28 protein-coding genes and 1 CRISPR repeat array are annotated in these 26,988 nt (G+C 35.6%); of the genes, 22 read left to right on the top strand and 6 right to left on the bottom strand.

The window, feature by feature from the left end:
- Positions 1-104: 104 nt before the first annotated feature.
- The 5 genes from csy1 to A9G22_RS00240 all read left to right on the top strand — a co-directional run bounded on the left by csy1 (position 105) and on the right by A9G22_RS00240 (position 5,064).
- Complete coding sequence (csy1, locus tag A9G22_RS00260; RefSeq protein ID WP_075508109.1) at positions 105-1,484, top strand: type I-F CRISPR-associated protein Csy1; 1,380 nt, start codon at positions 105-107, stop codon at positions 1,482-1,484.
- Positions 1,484-2,407 (top strand): type I-F CRISPR-associated protein Csy2, encoded by a 924-nt coding sequence (gene csy2, locus A9G22_RS00255; protein WP_065586742.1) that lies wholly within the window; start codon positions 1,484-1,486, stop codon positions 2,405-2,407. Before csy1 ends, csy2 begins: the two co-directional genes overlap by 1 nt.
- A 35-nt stretch (positions 2,408-2,442) precedes the next feature.
- Positions 2,443-3,453, top strand: a complete 1,011-nt coding sequence (gene csy3 / locus A9G22_RS00250) for a type I-F CRISPR-associated protein Csy3 (protein WP_065586741.1) — start codon at positions 2,443-2,445, stop codon at positions 3,451-3,453.
- Between the two features lie 5 nt (positions 3,454-3,458).
- Positions 3,459-4,028 (top strand): type I-F CRISPR-associated endoribonuclease Cas6/Csy4, encoded by a 570-nt coding sequence (gene cas6f / locus A9G22_RS00245; protein ID WP_075508108.1) that lies wholly within the window; start codon positions 3,459-3,461, stop codon positions 4,026-4,028.
- A 137-nt stretch (positions 4,029-4,165) separates the two neighbouring features.
- Positions 4,166-4,553: a CRISPR direct-repeat array (repeat unit 28 nt; unit sequence CTTCAATGCCGTATAGGCAGTTTAGAAA).
- 319 nt (positions 4,554-4,872) lie between these two features.
- On the top strand, positions 4,873-5,064 hold the full coding sequence (locus tag A9G22_RS00240; protein WP_075508107.1) for a hypothetical protein: 192 nt from the start codon (positions 4,873-4,875) through the stop codon (positions 5,062-5,064).
- 39 nt (positions 5,065-5,103) lie between these two features.
- On the opposite strand, the gene flhA is transcribed toward A9G22_RS00240, so the two are convergent.
- The 5 genes from flhA to flgA form a co-directional block, all read right to left on the bottom strand.
- Complete coding sequence (flhA, locus tag A9G22_RS00235; RefSeq protein WP_065586739.1) at positions 5,104-7,191, bottom strand: flagellar biosynthesis protein FlhA; 2,088 nt, start codon at positions 7,189-7,191, stop codon at positions 5,104-5,106.
- Positions 7,192-7,208: 17 nt separating this feature from the next.
- Complete coding sequence (flhB, locus tag A9G22_RS00230; RefSeq protein ID WP_065586738.1) at positions 7,209-8,339, bottom strand: flagellar biosynthesis protein FlhB; 1,131 nt, start codon at positions 8,337-8,339, stop codon at positions 7,209-7,211.
- A gap of 143 nt (positions 8,340-8,482) precedes the next feature.
- Entirely contained in the window at positions 8,483-8,917 is a 435-nt protein-coding gene (locus tag A9G22_RS00225) for a flagella synthesis protein FlgN (RefSeq protein ID WP_075508106.1), read from the bottom strand.
- 28 nt (positions 8,918-8,945) lie between these two features.
- On the bottom strand, positions 8,946-9,239 hold the full coding sequence (flgM, locus tag A9G22_RS00220; protein WP_065586736.1) for a flagellar biosynthesis anti-sigma factor FlgM: 294 nt from the start codon (positions 9,237-9,239) through the stop codon (positions 8,946-8,948).
- A gap of 78 nt (positions 9,240-9,317) precedes the next feature.
- Complete coding sequence (flgA, locus tag A9G22_RS00215; RefSeq protein WP_176700203.1) at positions 9,318-9,977, bottom strand: flagellar basal body P-ring formation chaperone FlgA; 660 nt, start codon at positions 9,975-9,977, stop codon at positions 9,318-9,320.
- 152 nt (positions 9,978-10,129) lie between these two features.
- On the opposite strand from flgA, the gene flgB reads away from it, so the two are divergent.
- Genes flgB through flgJ form a run of 9 tightly spaced genes read left to right on the top strand, consistent with a single transcriptional unit; the run spans position 10,130 to position 17,360 of the window.
- Positions 10,130-10,540, top strand: a complete 411-nt coding sequence (gene flgB, locus A9G22_RS00210; protein WP_075508105.1) for a flagellar basal body rod protein FlgB — start codon at positions 10,130-10,132, stop codon at positions 10,538-10,540.
- Between the two features lie 5 nt (positions 10,541-10,545).
- Positions 10,546-10,950, top strand: coding sequence for a flagellar basal body rod protein FlgC (gene flgC / locus A9G22_RS00205; protein ID WP_065586733.1), 405 nt, complete (start codon positions 10,546-10,548; stop codon positions 10,948-10,950).
- Positions 10,951-10,963: 13 nt separating this feature from the next.
- Entirely contained in the window at positions 10,964-11,683 is a 720-nt protein-coding gene (locus A9G22_RS00200; RefSeq protein ID WP_075508104.1) for a flagellar hook assembly protein FlgD, read from the top strand.
- Between the two features lie 15 nt (positions 11,684-11,698).
- On the top strand, positions 11,699-12,910 hold the full coding sequence (gene flgE, locus A9G22_RS00195) for a flagellar hook protein FlgE (RefSeq protein ID WP_065586731.1): 1,212 nt from the start codon (positions 11,699-11,701) through the stop codon (positions 12,908-12,910).
- Between the two features lie 14 nt (positions 12,911-12,924).
- Positions 12,925-13,683: a flagellar basal body rod protein FlgF gene (locus A9G22_RS00190; protein ID WP_065586730.1), complete on the top strand. Its 759-nt coding sequence runs from the start codon at positions 12,925-12,927 to the stop codon at positions 13,681-13,683.
- A gap of 29 nt (positions 13,684-13,712) precedes the next feature.
- On the top strand, positions 13,713-14,495 hold the full coding sequence (flgG, locus tag A9G22_RS00185; RefSeq protein WP_065586729.1) for a flagellar basal-body rod protein FlgG: 783 nt from the start codon (positions 13,713-13,715) through the stop codon (positions 14,493-14,495).
- A gap of 10 nt (positions 14,496-14,505) precedes the next feature.
- Positions 14,506-15,195: a flagellar basal body L-ring protein FlgH gene (locus A9G22_RS00180; RefSeq protein ID WP_065586728.1), complete on the top strand. Its 690-nt coding sequence runs from the start codon at positions 14,506-14,508 to the stop codon at positions 15,193-15,195.
- Positions 15,196-15,206: 11 nt separating this feature from the next.
- On the top strand, positions 15,207-16,316 hold the full coding sequence (locus tag A9G22_RS00175; protein ID WP_075508103.1) for a flagellar basal body P-ring protein FlgI: 1,110 nt from the start codon (positions 15,207-15,209) through the stop codon (positions 16,314-16,316).
- Positions 16,317-16,328: 12 nt separating this feature from the next.
- The gene (flgJ, locus tag A9G22_RS00170) at positions 16,329-17,360 is read left to right on the top strand and encodes a flagellar assembly peptidoglycan hydrolase FlgJ (protein ID WP_075508102.1); all 1,032 of its coding nucleotides are present in this window, start codon (positions 16,329-16,331) and stop codon (positions 17,358-17,360) included.
- A gap of 110 nt (positions 17,361-17,470) precedes the next feature.
- Here the strand turns inward: flgJ and A9G22_RS00165 are convergent, their stop codons facing one another.
- Positions 17,471-18,715, bottom strand: coding sequence for an oligosaccharide MFS transporter (locus A9G22_RS00165; protein WP_065586725.1), 1,245 nt, complete (start codon positions 18,713-18,715; stop codon positions 17,471-17,473).
- A gap of 196 nt (positions 18,716-18,911) precedes the next feature.
- Between A9G22_RS00165 and A9G22_RS00160 the strand changes: the two genes are divergently transcribed.
- From A9G22_RS00160 to A9G22_RS00130, 8 genes are all read left to right on the top strand, one after another.
- The gene (locus A9G22_RS00160; RefSeq protein ID WP_075508101.1) at positions 18,912-19,916 is read left to right on the top strand and encodes a LacI family DNA-binding transcriptional regulator; all 1,005 of its coding nucleotides are present in this window, start codon (positions 18,912-18,914) and stop codon (positions 19,914-19,916) included.
- 475 nt (positions 19,917-20,391) lie between these two features.
- Complete coding sequence (locus tag A9G22_RS00155; RefSeq protein WP_075508100.1) at positions 20,392-21,873, top strand: SulP family inorganic anion transporter; 1,482 nt, start codon at positions 20,392-20,394, stop codon at positions 21,871-21,873.
- Positions 21,874-22,673: 800 nt separating this feature from the next.
- The gene (locus A9G22_RS11310; RefSeq protein WP_176700202.1) at positions 22,674-22,814 is read left to right on the top strand and encodes a hypothetical protein; all 141 of its coding nucleotides are present in this window, start codon (positions 22,674-22,676) and stop codon (positions 22,812-22,814) included.
- Between the two features lie 340 nt (positions 22,815-23,154).
- Positions 23,155-23,463 carry a DDE-type integrase/transposase/recombinase gene (locus tag A9G22_RS11000; protein WP_081296968.1) on the top strand — a complete coding sequence of 103 codons (309 nt, stop codon included), beginning with the start codon at positions 23,155-23,157 and terminating at the stop codon, positions 23,461-23,463.
- On the top strand, positions 23,427-23,573 hold the full coding sequence (locus A9G22_RS11705) for an IS3 family transposase (RefSeq protein ID WP_141669918.1): 147 nt from the start codon (positions 23,427-23,429) through the stop codon (positions 23,571-23,573). The genes A9G22_RS11000 and A9G22_RS11705 overlap by 37 nt, the downstream gene beginning before the upstream one ends.
- A gap of 817 nt (positions 23,574-24,390) precedes the next feature.
- Positions 24,391-24,552 carry a hypothetical protein gene (locus tag A9G22_RS11305; RefSeq protein ID WP_176700201.1) on the top strand — a complete coding sequence of 54 codons (162 nt, stop codon included), beginning with the start codon at positions 24,391-24,393 and terminating at the stop codon, positions 24,550-24,552.
- A gap of 87 nt (positions 24,553-24,639) precedes the next feature.
- Complete coding sequence (locus A9G22_RS00135) at positions 24,640-26,226, top strand: RHS repeat domain-containing protein (protein ID WP_075508098.1); 1,587 nt, start codon at positions 24,640-24,642, stop codon at positions 26,224-26,226.
- A gap of 276 nt (positions 26,227-26,502) precedes the next feature.
- Positions 26,503-26,832, top strand: coding sequence for a hypothetical protein (locus tag A9G22_RS00130; RefSeq protein WP_065586720.1), 330 nt, complete (start codon positions 26,503-26,505; stop codon positions 26,830-26,832).
- The last annotated feature ends 156 nt before the right edge of the window (positions 26,833-26,988 follow it).

The raw sequence follows: 26,988 nt of genomic DNA, 5'->3' as shown, positions 1-26,988 counted from the left end.
TTATTTATTTTTTTTGATCATTTTTTGTTTGATATTTGGCCGGATTTATTTTATTCTAATTTTATTAATTTAAGATAAATATAAGATAAATATAAGGAGGGAAAATGGATAACATATCTTGGCAAGATATAAGAAAAGTAATTTTAGACTTTCTGCAACAACGGCTTGCCAATAATAGTAATTATAAAAGTGAAACGGCGAAGCTAGAAAAAGCAAAAGAAGCTGGCGATCAGGTTGCAGTAAATGAAGCTCAGCAAAAGTTAGCTGAACTCGCTAAACGGTTTGATTTTGAAACGTGGATGGAAGATGCTGCTATTCGTCGTATTTCATGGCTTATTATCGCAACGCACTTGTCAAAAGGGATTCATCCTAGCTCTAAAGCCTGTAATGCCAATTACAATACGCAGATAAAGCCTAATAATCTGAATAATTTTGTATCGTCTTCTACAGTAAATACCTTACCTTTTGATGCCAGTGGTGCTGCGGCTTTAGACATATTTGGGGTGCTAAACCAAACTGTTAAAAATGATATAACAATTTTACAGCTTATTATTAATAATCATCCTGCTGTTCAAGACGCTTTATCTGATGATAAAAATAAGTCGGTTCTTTATTTAGAAAATTTTAATCAGTTACTTAAAGATAATTGGAGTGATGCACAGGCTTCGGAACTTAACAAGCAATTTTTCTGGCCGAATAGTGAAGAAACTTATTTGTCACAGCATGAAAATAATTACCGCTTACTGATTCCACTGCACCCTAGTGCTTTGTGCCATTTAGTTTACCAAAAGGTACAAACACGATTTTCAGAAGAAAATAAAAATGCACGAGAATTGCGCAGAAAAAAGGATGTTGAGCATCAACCTTATTTTTCTTTCCATGATTTAGCCGTAGTTAAAATAGGAGGCAGTAATGCTCAGAATGCAAGTCAACTTATTGGTAGTCAAATGGGGCGTAACTTTTTATTACCTTCAATGCCTCCCAAATTGACTAAAACTGCTTTTCCTTCAATTTCAAACTTTAAAGAATCTATTTTTGCTAAGTCTCTTCAATATTATTGCCGATATGGGTTTAAATTATTGTTTAATGCGGTTGAAGTCCCAAAAAATACTTTTTCAGTAAGAAATAATAGAAAAGAGGCATTTTTTATTATTTTAACATTAGTTCTTAAGTTTGCTCGCCATATTCAAATTACTCTGCCAGCCGGTTGGAGTTGTGATTATTCACTCAATTTTAAGCAAAAACTTTGGTTAGACCCTAAACGCGCTGATTTAGAGGGCGAAGAAGATTTTAAAAGTCAGTATGAACAAGGCGAATGGCTACTTGATTTAGTAGATCAATTTGCTTTTTGGATTCAAACAATTTTAAAAAATAAGTTTGATAATATTCAAGAACAATTTTCAGATTCTGAATACAGAGAGTGGCGCCGAGAATTTAGTGCTGCGGTGAAAGCAAGTCAACGTAAACGGGAGGGAATCTTTTAATGGCATTGCCTGATTATTATTTATTTTTTGATCATGTCAAAATTCATAATGCTAATGCAATTTCTAGCCCATTAACGTATGGCTTTCCAGCTATTTCGGGGTTTTTGGGTGCTATTCATGCTTTAAGTCGTAAAATTGAATCAGAAAATCCTATTTACTTAGATGGCGTGTTAATCGCTTGCCATGAATGCGATGTACAAGTCTATAGACCCAACGATTATACAGATTATACTTTTCGTTTAACGCGCAATCCGTTGGCCAAAAACGGTAGTACCCGTTCAATTATCGAAGAAGGCAGGGTACATCTTGATATTTCATTATTAATCGAAGTGAGAATAGAAGATTTAGAAACATTATATGACGCCGAGCAACAGAAAGCATTTATCCAACAGATAAAACAAAAACTTTATCAGCAACGTATAGCTGGTGGTCATGTGGTATCTATTGAGGATGTCAAGTTAATTTCTTCTGATAAATCAGATACTGATTTAGCTAATTTATTATTACCAGCTTTTGTTTTGGTGGAAGCACCACAAGATTTACAAGATATCACTGCTGAATTACAGCAACAAGATCCTAATGCTACAGCGCTTGATGCCTTGGTTGAAACTGCAATGTTACATCATTATCCTCAAGAAAAAGATCACTGGCAAACTACATCAGTTAAACAAGGGCGCGGTTGGCTTGTTCCTTTACATTTGGGTTATCAAGCTATTTCACCGTTATTTTCAGCGGGTAAGGTTAAACATGCGCGCAGTAATGAGCATGCCACGCAATTTGTGGAGTGTATTTATGGGCTCGGTAAATGGGTCTTTCCTTTACGCTTGAAAGAGAATTTATCACAGGCTTTTTGGCGTTATAAATGCAGTGAATTGCAATCTAATGATGCAGAAATTTATATTATCAATCAAGAAACCAATTAAGTAAATTTAGAAAATTGTGGAATAAGGAATATATTATGAGTAAAGATAAAATCACCACCGCCAGCGTACTTGCTTTTGAACGTAGTTTCGATATTTCAGATGCGATTTTTGCACAGCAAGATAATGCAGATGACAATAAATTATCTCCTGTTATAGTCACTGAAAAATCAGTCCGAGGCACTATTTCAAATCGTCTTAAAAATGCAGTTGCAAACGATCCAACCAAATTAGATGCTGAAATACAAAAGCCAAATTTACAAACAGTTGATGTCGCTGCGTTAGATGCCGATAAAGATACATTGGTCGTGACATGGAGCTGTAAAGTTTTGCCATTTTTAGGTAAACCTTCCGTGTGTAATGATATCGAATATCAAAAAGAACTAGAAAAAACAACGCAGGATTATATTCAAACGCAAGGAATGCTTAACTTGGCTAAGCGTTATGCTATTAATATCTTAAATGGTCGTTGGTTATGGCGTAATCGTATGGCGGCAGAGCAAATTAGTATTTCGATTATTCGTAAAGATGCTGAAAAACCAATCATCCAAGTCAGTGATGTTAAACAATACCAGCTTAATGCATTTGATTATGATGATAAATCGGTGAATAATCTTGCCAAACTGATTGAAGCAGGATTATCCGGTAAAGAGTTTGTAATTTTTAACGTTGAAGCCAAACTGAAAATGGGCTTAGGTCAAGAAGTTTACCCGTCACAAGAATTAATCCTAGATACTGGCAAAACTAAAAGTAAAGTATTGTATGAGAAGAACAAACAAGCTGCTATGCATTCACAAAAAGTCAGTAATGCTATCCGAACCATCGATACTTGGTATGACGATAATGCACAATTTCCAATAGCGATAGAACCGTATGGCTCGGTCACTTCAATGGGGCATGCTTTCCGCCAACCAAAACAGAAATTAGATTTTTATACCTTATTTGATAATTGGGTTTTAAAAGGTGAAAAACCATCGCTTGATCAGCAACATTATGTAATTGCGGTATTAATTCGTGGTGGTGTCTTTGGTGCCAGCGGTAAGGAGTAAATAAGATGCACTCACATTATTTAGAGTTGCGAGCGATTTCGCAAATTGAGATAACCGAAGTGGATGTGATGAATCAAGTGATGCAATCATTACATCAAATTTTGGTCAATTACCAAGGCAATATCGCAATTAGCTTTCCTTGTTACCATGTGCACCGAACATTAGGCGGAGTAATTCGCCTATTGGGCACCGAGCAGGAACTGCAAAACCTTAAAGCAGATATACAGCAAAAATCATCAATTAGCGATTATGCTTTATTGATGCCTATCACTACAGTACCGACGACGATAAAAGGCTATTTACGTTTTAGCCGTGTTAATCCGAAAGGTCAGAGTGCGTTAAGGCGTGCCGAAAAACGATTAACAGCACAAGGTAAATGGACGTCTGAAGTAAAAAATAAAATGATTGAAAAGTGGGGAAGCGTTCATTTGCAATATCCACACTTTCATTTGAATAGTAAAAGTACAGGGCAAAAATTTATTTTGTGGATAAAGCAAGAAAAATGCCTAGAGCCAGTACAAGGCACATTTAATAGTTATGGGCTAAGCCAAACCGCAACAGTTCCCGATTTTTAAATTTCTAACCCTTTTTTTGAGGGTGTTTTTAACATATTGATTATTATTGATATTAAAATAGACGCAAAAAAAGGGTAAAAATTGGGTAAAGTGCAATATGCTCTTTTACAATAAGGAACTATTGAGATAAAATTCTACTTCAATGCCGTATAGGCAGTTTAGAAAACCTCGTTTGTCAAATGCAACCGCGTAATAATCTTCAATGCCGTATAGGCAGTTTAGAAAAACCCATTGATGAAATTTCAAACGCATTATTTCTTCAATGCCGTATAGGCAGTTTAGAAAGTGCATGTTATGACCACAGCGTACAGTAAATCCTTCAATGCCGTATAGGCAGTTTAGAAAAACACCTACAAGCACTATCTAAACCAGTTAAGCTTCAATGCCGTATAGGCAGTTTAGAAATCTAGCTCTTGCGTATGTAAAGACCATGCCAACTTCAATGCCGTATAGGCAGTTTAGAAAAGTAACGCTCGACCGAGCACTTTTCGCCACGTCTTCAATGCCGTATAGGCAGTTTAAAAACTGTTCAGATTTAAATGACATCATTGTTGTAACTTCAATAATCATTAAGTGCCACAATATAGCCCTATCAATGTGGTTTAACCGTATTATAAAAGTGAATAAATTGCTTAAACTTTTGTTTTATTTTTTGAATATTTGTTGATTATGCTAGATTTCAATTAAAGTGTGTATCGCTCTTTTCGGCTTTTTTAATCTTGAAACGGTATAGAATCTTGAATATTTTTTACAAAAATATAACCTAAAAAGTAAACAGTTCAACTTTAACTAAACGTTTAATTCCATAACGGATGGCCTTATCATATTTGCACTGGTTAAGGGGATGGGCAGCTTTAATCGGGCTTTCTTTAGCACGTTATCAATGGTCGAGCAACTGACCATAAAACGTTTTGCTAAATCAGTGACGGTTAGTTTTGTTTATGATATCAGTGCCATATCTCTTGTCTGTGATATGGCGTTAATTCGCTTTTTTATGGATATTTATTATCGTAGTGTCTTAAATTACTGTAAATAACGGAAATGATTACTACACATTATTAGCATAATAAGATCACTATTCAGCCCCAATTTGCGAAGTCATTTTTATCTCTCGATTATCGGCGATTTCTAAATTCGATAGCACCGCTAATTGAGGAAAGTTAGACCTTAAAAATTGCGATAACATCGGTCTTAATGCATGATTTACTAATAATACCGGTGGTGCGCCGATGGCATCTTGTTGATTAATAGCTTGTCTGATCTGTTCAATAATGTGTTCGGCAAGTCCTGGTTCAAAATTGCTGGTATTTTGCAGCGCTTGTAATAACAAACGTTCTAAATTGATATTTAATCCTATGACATTAATTGGATCAGAGCCTGGGAACCATTGTTGTGTGATCACTCTGCCTAATGCGATTCTTACCATACTGAGTAGCTGATAAGCATCATTTTGGGTGGGCGCATGTTCACAGATCGTTTCAATAATGGTTCGCATATCCCGAATTGATACTTTTTCGGCGATTAAACTTTGTAGTATTTTATGAAAAGTCGTTAGTGTCACAACGCCTGGAATAAAATCCTCGACTAATTTTGGAATATCCTGTTTTATTCTGTCGAGCAGTTCTTGGGTTTCTAAGCGTCCTAATAAGTCGCTTGCAAATTGTTGTAATAAATGGTTGAAGTGTGTTGCGATCATCGTACTGGTATCTACAACGGTATATCCTAATATTTGCGCATTTTCTTTATCGTTTTCATCTATCCATATGGCAGGTAGCCCAAAAGCCGGTTCGGTTGTTGCAATGCCCTCAATAGTTTCTGTCACATTACCGGGATTAATGGCTAACCATTTATTATTCACAATTTCGCCTTTGCCGATTTCGCCACCTTTGATAAATATTTTATATTGATAAGGCGCTAACGAGAGATTATCTCTTATATGCACCTGAGGAGGTAAAAAACCCAGTGTTTGAGCAAATTTTTTACGTAAACTACGGATTCGCCCTAACAACTCACCGTTTTGAGTTTGATCGACCATTGGAATTAATCCATAACCCACTTCCATTGCTAATATATCTTCAATATTGACATCAGACCATGTCGCTTCAATATTGGCCGGCGTGGTTGCTTGCACATTAGCTTGTTTGGGCGTGGCTGTCTGTTCTGTTTTTTTCTGTTTAGTTAGCCACCAAGAGAGAATGGATAAAATGGCAGTAAAAAGTAAAAAAACTAAATTTGGCATGCCCGGAATGAGCCCAAGTAAACCAATTACGACAGCGGTTAAAATTAATACTTGCGGATTATTAAAAAGCTGAGTAATCATTTGATTACTAATATTATCTTGCGATGTCACTCGCGTAACGATAACTCCCGCAGCCGTTGAAATAATCAGTGACGGTATTTGCGCAACCAAGCCATCACCAATGGTCAGTAACACATAGGTTTTACTTGCATCAGATAGCGCCATATCATGTTGTACAACCCCAACGAGCAAGCCGCCAACAATGGTAATGGCCATGATTAATAATCCGGCAATTGCATCACCACGTACAAATTTACTAGCACCATCCATCGAACCATAAAAATCCGCTTCTTGAGAAACTTCGGCTCGGCGTGCTTTGGCTTCATCTTCACCAATTAAGCCGGCATTGAGGTCGGCGTCAATGGCCATTTGTTTTCCTGGCATGCCATCTAATGCAAAGCGAGCTCCCACTTCGGCTATTCTACCTGCTCCTTTGGTGATGACCATAAAGTTGATGATAACCAAAATGATAAATACGACGATACCAATAGCAAAATTACCGCCAACTAAAAAGTGTCCAAAAGCTTCAATCACCCGTCCAGCCGCAGCGCTGCCGGTGTGTCCTTTTAATAAAACGACTCGTGTAGAGGCAACGTTTAATGATAATCTTAATAAAGTTGCAAATAATAAAACGGTCGGAAATGCTGCAAAATCGAGCACTCGTTTAGTGAATAATGCCACTATCAGGATAATAATTGATAAAGCAATATTAAACGTAAAAAATAGATCCAAAATAAAGGCAGGGAGGGGTAATACCATCATTGAAAGAATCAATAAGATGAGCATTGGGCCAGCTAAAATTTGATAATGGCCATTTTTTAACGTATTAAGTGATAATAAAGTAAGTAGTTTTGATTTAATCATAAAATGAGTAATTGCCTTTATTGATTGACAGATAATGACTCTGGAATGGGTAAATTATTAGGTACGGTTGGTTTATTGCCGCCATATTTATGCCAATGTTTTAATTGATATACCCAAGCTAAAATTTGAGCAACTGCGGTATATAATTCGGTTGGAATCGTTTCGCCTATTTCACCATGACGATATAAAGCTCGAGCTAAAGGCGGTGCTTCTAATAGAGGTATATTATATTCACTGGCAATTTCTCTAATGCGTAGCGCAATGTTGTCAGTTCCTTTTGCCAGTAATTTGGGTGCAATCATGGTTTTTTCATCATATTGTAGGGCAACGGCATAATGGGTTGGATTGGTTACAATGACATTCGCTTTTGGCACATCTTTCATCATTCGACGTCTGGCAATAGCTTGTTGCATTTGGCGAATACGTCCTTTAATTTGCGGGTTTCCCTCTTGCTCTTTAAACTCATCTTTAATTTCTTGTTTTGACATTTTCAATTTTTTCAAATTGCTCCATATTTGATAAAAAATATCAAACCCCACCATGGGTATTAATGATATAACGCTTAGTATTGCGCAAAGGATCACTAACTGTATTGCTTTAGCTAATGCATTATTTAAATACATATGGGGTAACGCAAGCAGGTCATAAAAATGGTGCATTAAAAACCATGTTGATGCGATAGAAATTAAAATAACTTTAAGTATACTTTTTAGTAACTCAGAAAAAATTTTAGTGCTAAATAATCTGCCAAAGCCCTCGATAGGATTTAATTTTTTAAAATTGGGTTTAATTGATTGCAGGCTAAATAGTAACCCTCCCACACAAAGTGGTGCGAATATGGCAACTATAACTAAACCGAAAAAAATTGGCGCAATTGACCAAAAGCCATGGGTTAACAAATTAACTAAATTGAAAACGATCAACTTATCATCGTCTGTTTTATACGAAAACGTCATCGCTGTTTTTATGATTATGATTAATTGGTTAACTAAATGTGAACCCATTAATCCAAACAAGAAGATGCCTATTAACAAGATTATCAACGAAGTTAATTCGCGAGATCGAGGAATTTGTCCCTTTTCCCGAGCTTTTTTTATTTTGCTATCGGTGGGTTGCTCGCTTTTATCTAGATCATTATCGTCAGCCATGATGGAATCAAATAAAACTTCATCGTTTAATTACAGTTTACCTGCTAACAGTATGAACTATTACTCACGAATTATTGGCTTAATAAGAGGGCATTTTTGGCGGTATTTATCGCGTTTACCATCAAAAAAATCGTAATTCTCTTTTAAACTTTAGCTCGTTCTGACGAGATAACATCGGCTTGCTGATAGCCATTATGGTTATAAACAACAAGGCTGTTTATGCCTTTAAGGTAGTTAATAGATTGCTGGGTAATAGTCATGCGATTTTGAATGATCAACCCATTATCACGATTTATATTGGCTAATAATTTTGTTGTGTCTGTGATGGATAGCCAATGTGCTGCGATTGTCGGGTTTTCGCTATAGGGTGGTTGAATATCTAATTGTTTACTTAACGTTATACGTTGTTCATCCAGTAACTTTAATTGGATCAGTAACTGACTTTTTTTATTAATTATTTCATTTAATTGATTTGTTGAGCTATTTTCAATTAAGATGTGTTGCTCTGTTTGTAGAATTTCTGAGAGTGTTTGTAACATTTCTGTTATTTGTTTTAGGATGTCATCGAGTTTTAACATTTTATATTCCTGTAATTTTGACTTATCTTTAAATATTTTGTAGTAATTGTTTAATTAACTTGTCTGCAATTTTATGGGTATCAATAATCAGTGTGCCATCAGTAATGGATTGTTTTATTTTTTCAATTTTTTCTACATCAAGATCTTTGTCGGTTGAATGCAAAAGATTCATTGAACTTTGAGTTATACTCACGGTAGTACTTGCATTGGTACTGATTTTTGTTGGTACAGATGCTGTCTGATTTTTTTGTTGTTCATTGACTACATCACGGTTAAGTAGTCCTGATATGGTTGTCATGGATTTTGTTGCATCGATACTCATAAAATACCTTTAATCAAATTGACGATTTAAGTGATTTGTTTAGTTTTATTATCGGCAATAATAAAAAATTCATTAATATTATTTGTTGAAAATTATAACTCCTTGGTGGGTTAATGTACCTTCAACAATTTTGTCATAATTTAGTTTAACTTTAATCTTATCGTTTAATACAGCGTTGCTAAGTGTTTTGCCTGTAGTCGCTATCTCATAACCTTCACCATGCATTATTACTTTAATTATTTGTCCTGCTTTTACCAGCCAATTTTTTTGAAGCATAGCTGTTTTTATTGGCTCATCGAGATTAATATTTCGTAAAGCGATATGATTAAGCGCGTCAACTTCATTTAAAATAACAGCGGAAGGTAGCTTATCTAACCAACCTGATTGTGTACGTATGTGATCTTTGCTGATGACAGTACCTGCGCTTATTGCTTGCTTAGCGACAATATAGTTACCCATGACAGCAACATTAATCTGGATAAATTTTTTCTTATTATCACATTGCGCCCCAATGGTCATGTTGCCCCACTGCTTCTTTTTATTCAATAACAAAAGTATTGGTGTATCGCAACTCAATTGCGGTTTAGGGGTGAGATAAGTAATCAAAATATCATCTACTTTATGACTAAGTTGCTGAGAGATTAGATTATTAATCTGCTTATCAAGAGAATTAGCTAAAGCACTATTCCAGCTAAATAGTATAAAAATAGCGAGTATTAATTTTACGATTTTAATCATGTTTGCTTGTTTCAAATTATGCATAAACGGATTTTACTTCATGATTGCATTAAACGAATCTTGAAATAAGGGCAATTTTTATTGTTATTTGCTCAATGACTTTTTTTTTATTCGCTTAAAATCCTCATTATCAAAAAAAGTGAGATGATTTTATGTTTGATAAATTGGATACATGGGTTAATTTTCACCAGCAAGCATTAAATATACGTGAAATACGACAAAATATATTAGCAGCAAATATTGCCAACAGCGATACGCCTAACTATCAGGCTCGAGATATTGATTTTAATGCTGAGTTAAGCAAGGCGCTTAATAATCAGAGTAATATTAATCACGTTGGACTCAATATTACCTCAAATCATCATATTCAGGTAAAAGCGTCAATCATACCTAATCAAAATGTACTTTATCGTATTCCTTATCAAGCGTCAGCTGATGGTAATACGGTCGAAATGGATCAAGAGCGTACCGCGTTTATTGACAATAGTATTCACTATCAGAGTAATTTAACGTTTTTAGGTGAACAATTTAAAAATGTGATGTCAGTATTACAGCAAGGATAATAAAGATGAGTTTTTCTATTTTTGCCATTTCGGGGTCAGCATTAATGGCACAAACCCAACGTATGAATGTTAGTGCCAGTAATTTAGCTAATGCCGATAGCGTAACAAGTACTTCTGGAGAAGCTTATCGAGCCAAACAAGTTATTTTTCAAGTGGATAATAATGGTGAAACTCATTCAATTGCGGGCGTTAAAGTGTCGCAGGTGATTGAAGATCCCACACCAATGAATTTAGTTTATGAACCCAATCATCCGCTGGCCGATACTAAAGGTTATATTCAAAAACCGAATGTCGATGTGGTTGCCGAAATGGTTAATACCATTTCAGCATCACGTAGTTATCAAGCCAATGTCGAAGTCATTAATACGGCAAAAAGTTTAATGCTAAAAACTCTGACATTAGGCCAGTAATAAGGAGTGACTTATGGGAGTAACTAATGTTGCCGTTTCAGAATCATCAGGTATAAAAAATCCGCAAAAGATTCAAAAAAGTTCATCAGATGGTAATTCAAGCAGAGAGTTGCAAGATAATTTTTTAACATTGCTTATTGCCCAAATGAAAAACCAAGATCCAACCAATCCAATGGATAATAGCCAGTTAACTTCACAATTGGCACAAATTAATACTTTAGCAGGTATAGAAAGACTAAATACGACATTAGGAATGGTTTCAGGTCAGATCGATGACAGTTTATCGGTGAATGCTAGCAACATGATCGGTAAGGGGGTCATGGTGCCTGGCAATAAAATTTTAGTTGCTACCTCTGAACTAGAACGCTCAGATGCAGAAAAAGAAACGGTTACAACACCCTTTGGCTTTGAGTTAGTTCGGGATGCAGATTCCGTGATTATCACTATTCAAGATGCAAATGGCAATGTGGTGCGAGAAGTTGATTTAGGTGCAATCCCTGCTGGCGTGAGCTCTTTTACTTGGGATGGTGTGCTAAATGATGGAACGATTGCGCCAGACGGCAGTTATACCTTTTCGGTCAATGCAACTTCAGATGGGCAGAAAGTATCATCAACATCATTAGCTTATTCAGTGGTCTATGGTGTTATCAATAGTAAAGTTAATAATAAAGTATTACTCGATTTAGGAATACTCGGTTCAATTAGTATTGACGAAGTGCGTCAAATTCTTTAAAGGGGATAAGTTCAGATGGGATTTTCTCAAGCAGTGAGTGGCATGAATGCCGCATCAAAGCAATTAGATGTGATTGGTAATAATATTGCCAACTCAGCAACGGTTGGCTTTAAAAGCGCCAGTATTTCATTTGCTGATATCTATGCCGGCTCAAAAGTGGGTATGGGGGTCAAAGTGGCTGCGGTTATGCAAAATTTTAATGATGGAACCGCAACAACCACTAACAATAGTCTAGATGTTGCTATTTCAGGTAATGGGTTTTTTCGTTTAGTCGATAGTAATGGACAAGCTTTCTATACTCGTAACGGACAATTTCAATTAGATGCTGAGCGAAATATTATTTCTACTGATGGTCTTTATCTGACTGGTTATCTTGCAACTGGAACGCCACCTCAAGTGCAGCAAGGTGCAGCACCGGGTCCATTAAAAATTTCGCAAGAAATGTTAAATGCATCAGCAACAACCAAGGCTTCTTTGCAAACAAACTTAAATGCCAATAGTAAAGTTCCTGCCAAACAACCGGTCAATGCCCTTGATGCGGATACATTTAATTATTCTACAACCATTACCACTTATGACTCGCTTGGTAATCAACGTAATATTCAGCTCTTTTATGTTAAAACTGCTGATAATCAATGGGACGTTCATTATCTTGATAGCAGTGACCCTAATGCAAGTTTACAAAAAGTGGGGCAAATGGAGTTTGATTCTTCCGGTAAATTAATTAGTGATCCTGAAATGACCATTAATATTAATGGGTTAAATGGATCTGCTGATAATACCTTTACTTTATCATTAGCCAATAGCTCTCAGCAAAATATGGGGAAAGAAGTCGGTAGTATTAAAACGCCAATTGTTAATGGTTATGCACCAGGTAATTTAGTGGGTTATAGCATTAATGATGATGGTTCTATTTATGGTGTTTATTCTAACCAACAAACGATGTTATTAGGTCAAATTGCCATGGCTGATTTTGCCAATGTTAACGGTCTAGAATCAGCAGGGAATAATAATTGGCGTTCGACAATTAAGTCTGGTACAGAAGTATTGGGTGTGGCAAATTCCGGTACGTTTGGTGCGTTAGCCAGTGGCGCACTTGAATCTTCAAATGTTGATATGAGCCAAGAGTTAGTGAATATGATTGTTGCTCAGCGCAATTACCAATCCAATTCACAAACCATTAAAACGCAGGACCAAATTCTAAATACTTTAGTTAATTTGCGCTAATTTAAAGGTTATTTATGGATCGTGTTATTTATACAGCGATGTCGGCAGCAAGTCAGACGTTAAACCGGCAGTCAGTGACGACTAATAACCTAGCTAATGTCTCCACCGCAGGGTTTCGTGCCCAGCTAACGGCGATGAAAGCGGTTCCTATTGTGGGAACCAATAATATGCCGACACGGACTATGGTAACAGCAACAACGCCTACTTTTGACTCAACCATGGGTGCATTTAATTACACGGGTAGAAATTTGGATGTTGCTTTGGCAGAAGATCACTGGTTGGCGGTGCAATTAGCGGATGGTAGCGAAGCTTACACGCGTAATGGCGCTATCCAAATTGACGAAAATGGTACGCTTAACATACAAGGCTATCCATTAATTGGTGATGGTGGTGTTTTGACTGTGCCTCAACGATCGCAAATCAGTATTAGTGGCGATGGAACACTTTCTGCATTGGGTGCAGGCAATAAACCAACCACCATTGCCCAAGTGGGTAAAATAAAAAAAGTACATCTTGAGCGTAATGAGATTGTCCGTGGTGATAGTGGTTTTTTTCAACTAACAGACCAAGCACGTAATGAACGTGGTGCTGTCATGCCAGATGACCCTAAAGCAAAACTGATGTCAGGTGTATTAGAAGGGAGTAATGTAAATCCTGTCACTGCTATGGTGGATTTAATTAGCCATGCTCGCCAGTTTGAAATGCAGATGAAAGAAATTGTAACGGCAGATGAAAATGCACAAAAAGCGAACCAAATTTTGTCGCTGACTTAAATTTATCAATATATTAAGTAGGAAAGACTATGATTAAATCATTATGGATTGCCAAAACGGGCTTAACCGCACAACAAATGAATATGGATATCATTTCCAATAATTTAGCGAATGTGAGTACCAGTGGGTTTAAAAGACAAAGAGCGGTATTTGAAGATTTATTGTATCAAACGGTTCGCCAACCAGGCGCCCAGTCTTCTGAGCAAACAACGCTACCGTCAGGCCTACAAATTGGGACGGGTGTTCGTCCTGTTGCAACAGAGCGAATTCATAGCCAAGGCAATTTAGAGGCAACAGATAACAGTAGTGATATTGCTATTAATGGACAAGGTTTTTTTCAAGTTTTATTGCCCGATGGTACACAAGCTTATACACGCAGTGGCGCTTTTCAAGTTAATCAAAATGGTCAATTGGTGACAGCAGCGGGATATGAAATTCAACCAGTCATTACTATTCCATCCAATGCAATCAAAATGACTGTTGCGCGTGATGGTGTAGTGAATGTGACATTAGCGAATCAATCAACACAAGTTCAAGTTGGTCAACTCACTTTACATACCTTTATTAATGACGCAGGTCTGGAAAGCGTAGGCGAAAATCTTTATTTAGAAACCGAAAGTTCAGGCAATCCGACCGAAAATACGCCTGGATTAAATGGTGCAGGATTACTATATCAAGGTTATACCGAAACCTCTAATGTCAATGTTGCTGAAGAATTGGTGAATATGATTCAAGTGCAACGTGCTTACGAAATTAATAGCAAGGCGATTTCAACATCCGATCAAATGTTACAACGGTTAAATCAACTTTAAAATTGACAATATGATAAGTGTATTGAGATATTTTTATATTCCAATTGCCTTCTTTTTGTTTAGTTGCGCGCAATTACCCAAACAAGCTTTAGTTGAAGGCGAAACGAGCATTGTTCCGCAAATGCCGACAATTGTAAATACCAGCGGTTCTATTTATCAAGCCGCTCAACCAAGCAGTTTTGGGTATCAACCCATGTTTGAAGATCGCCGTCCACGTAATATTGGTGATGTGTTAACCATTGTTTTACAAGAAAACGTCAGTGCCAGCAAAAGCTCATCTGTGAATGCAGGGCGTAATGGGTCGGTGAATTTAGGTATAAAAAAGTTGCCTACGTTTCTTGATGGATTCGTTGGTAGAGGCAAAGCTGAAACGGATATTGCAGGTGGCAATGATTTTAAAGGCGCTGGTGGCGCTAATGCTAAAAATACGTTTAGTGGAACAATAACGGTGACTGTTCAAGATGTTATGATAAATGGAAATTTAAAAGTCATTGGTGAAAAACAGATTGCGATTAATCAGGGCACTGAATTTATCCGCTTTTCAGGTGTGGTTAATCCAAGAACCATAAGTGGCAATAATACCGTTATCTCGACTCAAGTTGCTGACGCACGTATTGAATATGTCGGTAATGGGTATATTGACGAAGCACAAACAATGGGCTGGTTACAACGCCTATTTTTAAATCTTTCACCATTTTAACGAGTCTCATTATGCTAAAAAAATTGCGTATTTTTGTTTGTTTTGTCTTGATGATGATATTGATTATACCTGTTGGTCATGCTGAACGTATCCGCGATTTAGTCACCATTCAAGGTATAAGAGATAATCCTTTAGTCGGTTATGGTATTGTTGTTGGGCTGGATGGTACTGGCGATCAAACCTCGCAAACGCCGTTTACTATTCAAAGTATCACCAACATGTTATCTCAATTAGGCATCACGGTACCGTCAGGAAGCAATATGCAATTGAAAAATGTTGCCGCTGTGATGGTAACCGCCAAATTGCCTTCTTATTCGCGAGTAGGTCAACAACTTGATGTGGTAGTTTCTTCTCTTGGTAACGCTAAAAGTTTACGTGGTGGAACCCTAATTATGACACCATTAAAAGGCGCCGATAATCAAGTGTACGCTATTGCACAAGGCAATCTTTTTGTAGGCGGAATGGGCGCAAGTAGTAAAGGTAGTAGTGTCAGTGTTAACCAAACTGCGGGTGCAACTATCCCGAATGGCGCAACGGTTGAACGTGAGTTAGCCACTCGTTTAGATGAACAAGATATTATCCATTTGCATCTTAACCAATTTGACTTTACTCGTGCTTTAAAAATCTCGGATGCGATTAATAAATTACAAAAAAATAGTGCAGTTGCTTTGGACGGCACAACGGTTTCCTTAAAAATGCCAAAAGAAAGCCATGCACGCGTACAGTTTTTATCTAAAATACAAAATTTAGAAATAGGTAACACGCCTATTACAGCCAAAGTGGTTATCAACACGCGAACAGGTGTTGTTGTTATGAATCAAAAAGTGCAGCTCGATAATTGTTCGGTAGCGCATGGTAATTTATCTGTTGTGGTGAATAATAAATTAAACGTCAATCAACCCAATACACCGCTTGCCGGTGGTGAAACAGTGGTGACACCAAATACGCAACTAAGTATTGAGCAAGAGGGTGGTGCGTTACATAATTTAGCCGCAGGGGCTGATTTAAAACATGTTATTAACTCACTGAACTTATTAGGTGCAAACCCGACCGAATTAATGTCGATTCTTGAGGCACTAAAATCAGCCGGTTGTTTGCATGCAACGCTTGAAACTATTTAAAGAATATTGCTTATGAATACTAAAATTGGTCAATCATTCAATCGTTTTGCCTATGATTTATCGGGTCTTAACCAACTAAAGCGCAGTGCAGCGAATGGTTCATCTGAAAGCATTAAACAAGTGGCTCAGGAATTTGAATCATTATTTATTAATATGATGATGCAATCAATGCGTAAGGCTGTACCTGAAAGTGGTTTATTGGGTCAGTCTGCTTCACAGCTATTCACTTCAATGTTTGATCAACAAATTGCACAGCAGGCAGCGGGTAAAGGATTTGGTTTAGCGGAGAAGCTCACTAAACAATTAACTAATAAGGTTTCCCCATCAATCAATATTAACTTACAAGCTAATTCAAATAATACTCAGCAAAATTTTCATTTAGCTCAATCTTTATTTAGTGATGCGCCATCTCATTTATCACCTCAAGCATTGGGGAAAATGCTTTATCAAAGTCATAAAGCAAATCAGACCACAAATCAAAATAATCCAACCAATAAATTATCTTTAAAAGAGCCTATAAAAAAAGGTAAAGATGAGCATATCGTTAAATTTGTAAAAGACTGGCTAGAGCCAGCCAAGCAGGCAGCTAAACATTCAGGTATCCCTTATGAAGTAATTATTGCACAAGCTGCATTAGAAACAGGGTGGGGACAAAAACAGATCAAAACCGCTAATAATCAATTAAGCCATAATTATTTTGGTATTAAAGCGAATGCATCATGGCATGGGGATTGTGCTCGTTCAACCACGCAAGAATTTATTAATAACAAAATGATGAAAATTGCAGATAATTTTAGAGTCTATAATAGTAAACAACATGCGTTAACCGACTATCTTAATTTATTAACCCAAAGTCCACGTTATCGTGCTGTAGTTAATGCACCCGATGCCAGAACAGCCGCCAAAGAATTACAAGCTGCAAATTATGCAACCGATCCAAATTATAGTGACAAACTGATTCAAATCATTGGTCGTATCGAAAAAATTTCCCAAAAACATCAACCAACAATGGTATCAGGGTTTAGACAAATTGCGTTTAATTGATGATAAAAACAAAAGTTAGAATTAGCTAAACTCTAATGGTTCGTGACAAATCCTTACAAAAAAATGGAAATACCTTGTTTCCATTTTTTATTGATAATGCTAATTTAAAATTATTGTTGCTTTGCTTTTTTCTCATCACTTAAAGTAAATATAGCTATCAACGAGGTCAGTAAAACAACACCAGCAAGCACATAAAATGTTGTCGCATATCCGGTATTATCAAATAATTTACCGACTAGCCATGACAACACAATAACGCCAAGATTCGATGAAATATTAAACCCAACTAAATAAAGGGTCGCCGATAACCTTGCATCAAAATTGCCCACAATATATTTGAACATCGCCAAAATAAATAATGGAATCTCGATGGCATGAAAGAGTTTAACGAAAGAAATCATATAAATATTATCCAATGTTGCCGATAATGCAATTCGGCAGATCATAACTAGGGCCGCAACTAATAATGATTTTTTAGCCCCCATTTTATTAATAAAATAAGGCGCGATAATCATACAAGTTGCTTCTAAAAAGACCTGAAAAGAATTTAAATAACCATAAACCTGATAACCATCTTCTGGTGTTTCAAAAAAACCAGTATAAAAATTCGGAAATAATTGCTGATCATAGATAGTATAAAAGCTGTAAGTTCCAATGACAAACATGACAAACAACCAAAATTTTTGTAATCCAAACAGCGAAAAAATTTCACTCATTGTGGGTATGGTCGATGTTTTTTCAGTTGAAGCGGTATGGTTATTGTGGGGTTGTGAACCTTGATAGTGTGTTGGCTTAAATACAATATTAATAATTAAAAAGATAGCAGCAACCAGCGATGCCATCCAAAAGTTAATATGCGGATCAATACCAAATAAAATACCGGCAACAAAGGTGGCAGCCGCATAACCAAACGAGCCCCAAAAACGCGCAGGACCAAATTCAAAACCAAATAATCGACTAATACGCTCAATAAAAGAATCAATCAAAGCACTACCTGAAATAAAGCTAGCACTTAAAACTGGGGCACCGATACACACCCCCAAAATGAAATCATTTTTCAATAAAGGTTCATACACATAAATTAAGAATGGACCAATAAGCACCATCATGATACCTTGAAAGGTCACTACCGCTTTTCCTATTTGTAATTTATCTTGAATAATGCCATAGAAAATCATAAAAAACATGGCCGCAGCTGAATTAGCCGCATAAACAATTCCTAACTGTTCGCCCGATAAGCCAATTTTACTTTTTAACCAAATTGCGTAAAAAGACCACCAAAGTGACCAAGCAGCATAAAACGTAATAAGGTAACCAGATGAGAACCAATAATTTCTATTTTTTATCATATTCATGTTTATTACTCTTATATTGTTGAAATTTGATGAAGTTTAACGTTAACATTATGAGCATATTTAATACTAAATAGATAGAACCGATTATCATAAATGTTACTTTCCTCACACTTTTTATCATTTATATTTGTGGTATCATCACAAATGATTAATGACTGATAATTATTTTTATCTTGTTAAGCAAAAGGATTTAACTATGGCTTCACTTAAGGATGTCGCTAAACTCGCATCTGTTTCATTGATGACGGTTTCACGCGCAATAAATAATCCTAAAAAATTAAATAAAGAGACTTATAAACGTGTTAAACAAGCTATTGAGCAACTTAATTATGTGCCTGACTTATCGGCAAGAAAGATTCGTGGTGATAATTCGGGACCTTGTGCTATTGGTGTTTTAGCATTAGAAACCGCCATGACGCCGTTTTCAGTAGAATTACTCCAAGCCATAGAAAAAACTGCACAAAATCATGGTTGGAATACCTTTATTGTTAATTTATTTGATGATAAAGATGCCGATCATGCCATCAATACCCTACTGTCATATCGCCCTAACGGTATCATCTATACCACAATGGGATTAAGAAAAGTTGAGCTTCCTGAAAAGTTATTAGATAAAAATGTTGTATTAGCCAACTGCATCAGTGATTCAAAGCATCTTGCTTGCTACATTCCAAATGACTATTTAGGTCAATATCAAGCCATGCAACAGGTCATAAAGAAAGGCTATAAAAAGCCGCTATGTATTTATTTATCAGAAAACACATTAGCTGGCAAAACTAGACGTAAAGCTGTTGAACAAGCGTGGTTAGATGCAGGTAACACTTTAAGTGCTATTGCCAGTTATCACACTTCACCTTTGTCCGATGATCTGGCCCAAGAGTATATGATAACGGTTGATATATTGAAACAACATTGTCATAAAAAACCTGATTTTGATGTACTGATTTGTGGTAATGATCGAATTGCTTTTGTTGCTTATCAATTTTTACTCGGTCTAGGGCTTCATATTCCATCTGATGTCGCTATATTAGGTTATGATAATATGGTGGGTACCGGTGAATTATTTTATCCACCTTTAACAACAGTCCAGTTGCCTCATTATGAAATTGGGGAACAAGCAGCTTTACATATTATTCATGGAAAAAGCCAAAAAGAGATAATACAGGTAGCATCACCTTATTTAGAAAGAGCCTCTTTATAAGTGAAATAACATGTATTAACGCAAACCGAGTAAAAGCGTAAAAACAAAAAAGATCACAAGCGTTGTTTAATCTTCAATTCCTATCTCTATACTAAATTTTTTCTATTTTTCTCTTAATGATGACGGTTAATTTCGTCATCAAATTCTATAAGAAATAGAGCTATTGCATCTAAATACATTTAAATTTGCATTGTTAGATTAAAATTTTTTAAGGTTATAAAGATATTATAACTTATCAACGCTAATGATAAAATTAGCCATTGTACAATGGGTTAAGTTCTATTATTATAAAAAATATAATTTAATTATGGAGTATAGCTGTGTAGTTTATTGCGCGTTTCTATCTATCAATAATAATTATAATTACTCGCGTGATGCACAGAAGCCATATTTTCCCTATCAAATTTTGATAACCTTATAATGCATTGCTTCACGCTGTAATTTTCTTTTGTTTTTTCAGTGGTGATTAAATTCAATGCAATCTTTACGTAAAGAATGGTTTTCAAATATTAAAAATGATGTTCTATCGGGTGTCGTTGTAGCGCTTGCCCTTATTCCTGAAGCAATTGCTTTCTCAATTATTGCCGGTGTTGATCCTAAAGTAGGACTATATGCGGCTTTTTGTATAGCGGTTGTTACTGCTTTTGCGGGTGGTCGCCCAGGTATGATTTCTGCTGCTACCGGTGCAATGGCGCTAGTCATTGCGGGACTGGTTAAAGCTCATGGGGTTGAATATTTACTGGTCGCAACAATCTTATGTGGTATTTTTCAGATTATTGCCGGTTTTCTTAAATTGGGGAACTTAATGCGCTTTGTTTCTCGCTCTGTGGTAACGGGGTTTGTTAATGCATTAGCCATCTTAATTTTTTTAGCACAACTGCCTGAGCTAACCAATGTCATATGGCATGTCTATGCCATGACCATTGCTGGGCTTGGCATTATTTATCTGTTCCCTTATATCCCCAAAGTAGGAAAAATGATTCCTTCACCGTTACTTTGTATTCTTATCCTTACCGGTACCTATATGTATTTTGGCATGGATATACGAACGGTAGGTGATATGGGCACATTGCCCACCAGCTTGCCTACGTTTTTACTTCCCAATGTTCCTTTTAACCTTGATACCTTATTGATTATTCTGCCTTACTCTCTTTCATTAGCCATTGTCGGCTTATTAGAATCAATGATGACTGCAACCATTGTAGATGATATTACCGATACGCCGAGTGATAAAAACCGAGAGTGCAAGGGACAAGGTATTGCTAATATCGTGACAGGCTTCTTTGGCGGTATGGCGGGGTGCGCAATGATTGGGCAATCAATTATCAATATGAAGTCAGGCGGACGAACGCGTCTCTCCTCATTTATCGCTGGGACGGTACTTTTATTATTAGTTGTTTTTTTACAAGACTGGGTAAGCCAAATTCCTATGGCTGCATTAGTGGCTGTGATGATCATGGTTTCCATTGGTACCTTTAGCTGGGACTCGATTAAAAACCTTAAATCGTACCCACTTTCAACCAATATTGTGATGCTCGCAACTGTAGTTGTCGTTGTATTTACCCATAACCTTGCTTATGGCGTATTTGTTGGGGTATTACTGGCATCACTATTTTATGCCAATAAAGTCGCTCATTACCTACAAATTAAAACTGAGCAACCCAGCGAGGAACAACGTATTTATACCGTATATGGACAAGTATTTTTTGCTTCCTCTGCAAAATTTATTAGTTCATTTGATTTAAAAGAGGTTGTACAAAAAGTAACAATCGATCTTACCCACGCACATTTTTGGGATATAACCGCTGTAGCAGCTTTAGATAAAGTGGTGATTAAATTTCGCAAAGAAGGCGCACAAGTAGAAGTGTTAGGGCTGAATAAAGCCAGTAGTACAATTGTAGACCATTTTGGGGTTTATGATAAACCTGATGTGAAACATGACCTAAAGAATCACTAAGAGTATATGGTAATAAAAATAATGATTTACTAGATAGGTTTAATTATCATCGACTGCATTTGATATTAATTCCATTGAATACAAAGATAGCCGATGATAATTAAAACAATCTGTATAGTAATTAAATTACTATACCTAAGTTGAGTAGCTTAATTAAAAAACTGTATGTTGCAGATTAAATCGTTAAGTGCGAATAGTTATATATTTTCATAACATCAGTAATAAAAACGCATCCGTCTTTTAAAAATAGCTGATTTTTTTCATCAATAATTTTTATAAAATATATACATTTAAGTATGAATCCTCGGTCAAGTCAGCAAAGTAAAAAATTTAATTGATGAAGTAACAGTTTTCCTAAATCTCTTTCACAACAAAGCCTTTAACGGCAATATTATACCTATTTAACCAACAAAATTATTAATCAAAAATAGCATGTATGGTTTTTTAAAGGAAATAGGCTAACAATATAGCGAATAATTGAATCGCCATATTGTTTAATTAGGTCAAGGATTGGCTAGTGGATTAATTAGTGGTTTAATCAATATACCTTAATTGTTGAGAGCTATGAGTTGGATCGGCTACACTAAATCATCCAACTTTTTAAGGGGTAAGGTAAACTTATCACAACAAAAAAGGATCTAATATGAATAAGATTAAACGCAAAAGATGAACATTCAATGATGATTTTAAACACCCAATGGTCAGTCTTTATCAACACGGTAAATCACGTAGTGAAAGCGTTGCTGAATATGATTTAACACCATCAGCATGGGATCGTTGGATAACACAAGCAAGCCAAAGTGCACATTAAAACAAAAGATAATCGCAGTCCGCAAGAACAAGAGTTGATAGCTTTGCGCAGAGCGCTTAAACAACGCCGTATGGAAAACGATATTCTAAAGCAAGCTGCACTAATAATAAGGAAAAAATCACTATTCTAAAAGCCAACCAACATCGTTATAGCCCAACAAAGCTATGTCAATGTTTAGGATTATCAAGATATTATGCGTATTATCAGTGTAAATTGCATAAACAAAAATCAGTAGAACTTTATGCAGATAAAATTGTGATGCTATTTAATCGAAGCTATCATTCTTATGGTACACACGGCGAATTCATTTTGATTTGCAAAAAGAGAATATTTGGATATCACACCGTTACATTGCTAGCGTGATGAAATCCTTATTGCTGGTATCAAAATACACCGTTAAACGTTATAAATCTCACAATACAGAAGTGAATAAAAAAGCTACAGAAAATCATTTATAATGGCAATTTGACGTGGGTGATAAAAAACAAATTGCTGTTGCGGATTTAACGTATATTCGAGTTAACCAACATTGGAATTACTTATATGTTTTAGTGAATTTATCCAATAGGCAGATTGTTGGTTATCATGTTGGTAAACATAAAACGGCAGAGCTTGTCATGTCAGCATTAAGCCAAATTAAACAGCCATTATCGAAATTGGATTTATTTCATTCAGACCGAGGTAAAGAGTTTGATAATCGGTTATTAGAGGATTGTTTTAAGACATTTAATATCACGCATTCATTAAGCAAAAAAGGTGTCCTTATGACAATGCGGTAGCGGAAGCGACATTTAAAACGGAGTTTGTAACAGGCCAACGTTGTAACTCAATAACTAAGTTACAACGCGCTTTTTCGGCTTATGCCTATTGGTATCATCATAAACGATGACATTCTTCGTTAGGCTACTTGCCTCCCGTTGAAGTTAAAAAACACTTACCCCTTAATTTTTTTGTTTGAAAATGTGTTGCCATTCCAGGTACAGGACCAGTAGGGTATGTCTTTAAAAAGATAATGCCTAAAAAACTTAGATTTGAAAGTGATTGCGAATGTCAAGATGTTGATGAAGTTGAGATAAAAGATATATTTTCATCTTTTATTATACATTAATTAAAATTATTAATGATTATGAGCCAAAAAGTATAATATAATATTGCTATTGCAGGAGAATATATAATGTGTACATCTAGTATTGCTATTACAGGAAACCATATAATGATTAAAGAAATCTTTATAGGTATCTTTCTAGCTGGAATAACTATCTCATTTATAATTAAAGCTATAGCAATGCACAAGAATTGGCCAAAGGTTCTACTTTACACCGATATCATTTTTTCTTTTATAATGGGGTGGGTATATGCAATTTATGTTGAGGAAGAAGATAATATATTAACTATAATCAAAATTGTATTTTTTGTTACGTGTTATGGTTGTTTTTTTTCAGCTTGCTGTTGGCTGGAAACTCGAGGGTTTCCTTGGAGTAAACAGTGTAAGACAAGTAAAAATGAGACAAAAAAGCCACCCTATTAATATATTATAATAATTAAATTGTGTGATAGAGGATTTATTTTAAGTTATTAATTTCTAAATCATATTCATAATTAGCATTTAAAGTCGTTCCAAAAAAGAATTAAATAATTAAAAAACAGGTATAGGCTATATAGTCTATACCTGTTTTTTAATTAGATAATACATTGCAAATTACAAAATGAATAACAACCGTATTCAATACCAATACGATGCGGCAGGAAATCTGATAAAACAAAGTTATATTGAAAAAGGTCAATCAACTTCAAGTCAGGTTGTCGCTTATAGCTATAATCAGGCTAATCAATTAATTGATATACTACAAACTGGTGACTCCCATTAACACTTTGTTTATCAGCTTGATAGACTTGGTCAAGTAACTCAAGAAACGATTACTTATGGCACAGGTGCAGATAGTATTACTAAGACTTTGCAGTACGCTTATGATAAAGAGGGGAATTTAGCTTCCATTAGCTATCCGGATAATACTAAAATAACCTATGGATATGATAAAAACCAACTAAAACAGGCAACACTGGCTAATGGCGAAGTGATTAAGTGGAGTGATTACCACTGGTTTATGCCATCTAAAGTGACTTATCCTAATGCAACGCAAACTAAGCAGTCTGATTCATTACAACGCCCTTTACTGATAGGGTTAACGGCGAATCGCAAAACATTATTAAATCGTCAATATAGCTATGATAAGGTGGGTAATATAACCCGTATCGCAACAGAAAACGGGGAAAACAATTACCAATATGACTTATTAGATCGGCTTATCCTTGCTAAACCTAATATTGAACTACAAAAAAATGGACTCACTGTAGAGTCTTATAGCTACGATGCTATTGGTAATCGCATCGGTAGCACGCAACAATTAGGCGAGTGGAAATACAACAAATTTAATCAGCTAATCAAATGGGGCGAAGGCACTAGTCAAACCACCTTGTCCTATACCCCTAATAGTCAGTTAGCCAGTGAAGTTAGTGCAGATAAAAAATTAAGCTATCACTATAATGCAGCAGAGCGCCTTATCAGCGTTAACGATGAAACGACTGAACTGGTGACTTATCAATATGATCCTTTTGGTCGTCGTATTAGTAAAACCATTAATGGTAATATCACCTATTTTATTTATACCAATGAAGGTCTGATTGCTGAATTAGACCATCGCGGTCAGATGACTGTTGCCTATGGTTGGGTACCAGATACCGAATGGGGAACCAGTCCACTGTGGCAGGCAAGTTTAACCGCTGCTAACCAGACGCTACAAACTGCGTCTTACCATTATCTGATTACGGATCATTTAGGTACACCCCAACTGGCCATTAACAATCAAGGCCAACAAACATGGAAAATGCACAGTGATGCCTTTGGTAATGCGGTATTAGATCCTAATAACCAAATTACCTTAAATTTACGTTTTCCGGGGCAATATTATGATAAAGAAACGGGGCTTTCTTATAATTACTTTAGGGACTATAATCCCAAAATAGGGCGTTATATCCAAAGCGATCCGATAGGCTTAAATGGCGGAATAAATACCTTTAGTTATGTTGGTGGCAATCCGCTTTTATATCGAGATCCCTTAGGGAAAAATCCAGTAGCCCTTCTCTTTGGTGGCATAAGGGCATGTATGGCAAACCCACAATGTGTTGCAGTTGTGGGAGGCGCTATAGCTTATGGAGTATCAAATAGCATTAAATTGTTAGAGGAATATAACTATGGTTCATCAAATAATGGTCATGCTTCCTGTCCATCAGCTTCTATATCTACTACTACCAAGAAAAGCAAAGATAAGATTGAAGGTAAGGGCAAGTGGTATTGTGAAGCAAAGTGTAATATTCAAACGATTGATCATAAATTAGATGGTAAAGTTCCTGAAAGAGTGCAAGCGGCTCATAGAGGAAGTTCTCAGTATGAGGCTTGTAATGCAGCAAAAGATAAAGCAGTAGCATTGGCTCCTAGAGATACTTATACAAGGCATTGTAATTGTAGATGTTGGAAAAAATAATTAACTTACACAATAAGTAAGATAATAATTAAAACGAATATAAATTAGAAGATTAGAAGGGTGATAATTCTATAGATTATAAATTTATCATGAGCGAAAAATTAAGGTATGCTTATTTTTTCAGTATGAGTATGTTAATTATAATCAATCAAAGAATTGTTATTTTTAGTTAAATCGATCTCTCTATATTTCGCACAGAAATATAGAGAGATTACTGTATCAGTTGATAAGAATTAAGAAAATCTTACTCGTGATTGTCAATAATGGAGAAATTAAATGACGAAAGTAGAAAAATTTGAATTGGCTAAAATAAAACAAGATAAATTAATAAAAACGATGATATATGAGGTTGATACTGATGAAGGTTCCATAGAATATCGATTAGAAATATATAGAAGGGAAAACGTATTTAAAGGCATCGTCTATAGAAAGGAGCTATATCGAATGCGAGCTAATTATAAAGGAGGTCTTGCAAAGTGCGATGAATTTATTTTTAGTCCAGATAATAATTTCAGTCTTAATTTAATTAATTATAATGAATCAGAAGAAGATATCATTAATATTTTTTATAATGAATTAGAGAAAAATTTTAGCTCTCTCAATTAATTATAATTACTATATAAATTGATATAGGTTAAAGAAAAGTTGAGTCGTGTTGCTTAGTATCTTGTAATACTCAAATAAACACTGGAAAAAATTAAAATGGCAAAGATAAAAAAATATGAATTAATAAAAACGATCATTTATGAATTAAGTAAAGAT

The organism is Gilliamella sp. App2-1 (genome assembly GCF_001690255.1).
GTDB classification, from domain to species: Bacteria; Pseudomonadota; Gammaproteobacteria; order Enterobacterales; family Orbaceae; genus Gilliamella; species Gilliamella apicola_G.
The sequence above is the reverse complement of the archived record's forward strand: the minus strand, read 5'-3'. Positions and strand labels throughout refer to the sequence as shown.